Below are 2,700 nucleotides of genomic sequence, written 5' to 3'. Positions count from 1 at the left end.
CAGTCGGTGCTGGACGAGATTTGGACGAGGAGGACGAATGGTAGACCTCCTCGAGGTGCCGTTGCGTGCGGTCGGCGGATTTTTCGCCATGTCGGGCGAGACGCTCAAGGCAGTGTTTTCGAGGCCCTTCCAGCGGCGCGAATTCGTGGACCAGGCGTGGTTCGTCGCCCGGGTATCGATGGTTCCGACGGTGTTGGTTGCCATTCCGTTCACCGTGCTGGTGAGCTTCACCATCAACATCCTGTTGCGGGAGATCGGTGCGGCCGACCTCAGCGGAGCCGGCGCGGCGCTCGGAACCGTCACCCAGGTCGGCCCCATCGTCACGGTCCTCATCGTGGCCGGTGCGGGTGCCACGGCCATCTGCGCGGATCTCTCGGCGCGGACTATTCGCGAAGAGATCGACGCGATGCGCGTTCTCGGGATCAATCCGATACACCGGCTGATCGTGCCGCGCGTGCTCGCATCGACTGTGGTGGCACTGCTGCTGAACGGTCTGGTCTGCACCATCGGCATTCTCGGCGGTTTCGTCTTCTCGGTGTACATCCAGGACGTGAACCCGGGCGCGTTCGTCAACGGCATCACCCTTCTCACCGGATTCGGAGAACTTGTGATCTCGGAAGTCAAAGCCGGTTTGTTCGGCATGATCGCCGGCCTGGTCGCCGCCTACCTCGGCCTGAACGTCAAGGGTGGCGCGAAGAGCGTCGGGGACGCCGTCAACCAGACCGTCGTGTTCTCGTTCATGGCCCTGTTCGTGGTCAACGTTCTCGTCACCGCCGTCGGCATCAAGCTGACGGCAGGGTGACCGACATGGTGGTGGAGTAAATGGCTCTCGCAGCAGCCGGGCGGTTTCCCCGCGCACGCCGGCAGGTCAGCGCGGTGTCCCGTTCGATCGATCGTCTCGGTGAACAGGCACTGTTCTTCGCGCGCGCAATCGGATCGGCGCCCCGCGCACTGATGCACTACCCCAAAGAAACCCTGCGGCTCATTGCCGAGATCAGCATGGGCACGGGAGCGTTGGCCGTCATCGGCGGCACCGTTGTGATCGTCGGCTTCCTCACCCTCTTCACCGGTGGCACCATCGCCGTGCAGGGGTACAGCTCGCTGGGCAACATCGGGGTCGAGGCGCTCACCGGGTTCTTTGCGGCATTCATCAACGTGCGTATCGCGGCCCCGGTCATCGCGGGTATCGGTCTCGCCGCCACCATCGGTGCCGGCTCCACAGCGCAGCTCGGCGCCATGCGGGTCTCCGAGGAGATCGACGCCCTCGAGACCATGGCGATCCCCTCCATTCCGTACCTCGTCAGCACTCGCGTGATGGCGGGAATGATCGCGATCATCCCGCTCTACGCGCTCGCCGTCATCGCGTCGTTCCTCGCGAGCCGGTTCGCCACCGTGGTGCTGTATGACCAGTCGTCCGGCGTCTACGATCACTACTTCTCGACCTTCCTGATACCGACGGACATATTGTGGTCGTTCGCCCAGGCCATCGTGATGGCCATCGCGATCATGCTCATCCACACCTACTACGGTTTCACCGCCTCCGGCGGTCCCGTCGGCGTCGGTGTGGCGGTGGGCAACGCGGTCCGGTCCTCGCTGATCGCCGTCGTCAGTGTCACCCTGCTCATCTCCCTCGCCATCTACGGCGGGTCCGGCAACTTCAACCTCTCGGGATAGGAGTGCCGGCAGATGTCTGATTCGAGTCGATTGAAGAAACTGGCGGCACTCGTTCTCGTGACGAGTCTGCTTGCGATCGTGGCTTTCTCCCTGGCCATGTTCAACGGGACATTCACCGAGTCGACACCGGTCACGGTGACGTCCGATCGAGCGGGTCTGGTGATGGAACCCGACGCGAAGGTCAAGCTCCTCGGCGTCCAGGTCGGCAAGGTCGGTTCCATCGAGCACGTCGACGACGGGGCCGAGCTGAAGCTCGAGATGTATCCCGACATGATGTCACTCATCCCGTCCAACGCATCGGTGGAAATCAAGTCCACCACCGTGTTCGGCGCCAAGTATGTGAATCTCGTGATGCCGGAAGAACCCGCCGCCACCCATCTCCAACCAGGAGCGGTCATCGCCTCCCAGAACGTCACCGTGGAGTTCAACACCGTCTTCCAGCACCTCTCGAACGTGCTTGCCCAGATCGAGCCCGAGAAGCTCAATGCCACTCTCGGTGCTCTTGCTTCTGCGTTGCGCGGACGGGGTGAACAACTCGGCGAACTCCTGGAGCAGGGCGACCGATACCTGGCGAAGATGAACCCGAGTCTTCCTCGACTGCGGGAGGATCTGGTCAAGGCCGCACAGGTCACCGATGTCTACGCGGACACCGCCCCGGACCTGATGCGGATACTCGACGACGCGACGGCCACCAGCGGCACCGTCGTGGACGAGCAGGACAACCTCGACGCCGTGCTTCTCAACGCCACAGGCCTCGCCGACACCGCCAACACGGTGCTCAGTGAGAACGAACAGAACCTGACGACCTCCCTCGACGTGTTGTTGCCGACCACGGAACTGCTGGCGGAGTATTCACCGGTGATTTCCTGCTTCATGGTCGGGCTGAACAATGTCCAGCCGTTGGCCGAGCAGCTCATCGGCGGCAATCAGCCGGGCCTCGCCCTCAGCGCAAGCTTCATGTATGGGATGGAGCCGTACTCCTACCCCCGGGACCTGCCGAAAGTGAATGCGACGGGAGGACCCAAC

General features: G+C 63.1%; 3 protein-coding genes. All 3 read left to right on the top strand.

The genetic code is table 11. The features are described from left to right. Window positions 1-37: 37 nt before the first annotated feature. The gene (locus WAW17_RS23425) at window positions 38-802 is read left to right on the top strand and encodes an MlaE family ABC transporter permease (RefSeq protein ID WP_422335296.1); all 765 of its coding nucleotides are present in this window, start codon (window positions 38-40) and stop codon (window positions 800-802) included. A 20-nt stretch (window positions 803-822) separates the two neighbouring features. Next, window positions 823-1,674, top strand: a complete 852-nt coding sequence (locus WAW17_RS23420) for an MlaE family ABC transporter permease (RefSeq protein ID WP_422335295.1) — start codon at window positions 823-825, stop codon at window positions 1,672-1,674. A 12-nt stretch (window positions 1,675-1,686) separates the two neighbouring features. After that, on the top strand, window positions 1,687-2,700 hold a 1,014-nt coding region (locus tag WAW17_RS23415; protein WP_422335294.1), incomplete at its 3' end, for an MCE family protein.

The organism is Rhodococcus sp. (in: high G+C Gram-positive bacteria) (assembly GCF_049286785.1).
Taxonomy (GTDB): Bacteria; Actinomycetota; Actinomycetes; order Mycobacteriales; family Mycobacteriaceae; genus Rhodococcus_F.
The sequence above is the reverse complement of the archived record's forward strand: the minus strand, read 5'-3'. Positions and strand labels throughout refer to the sequence as shown.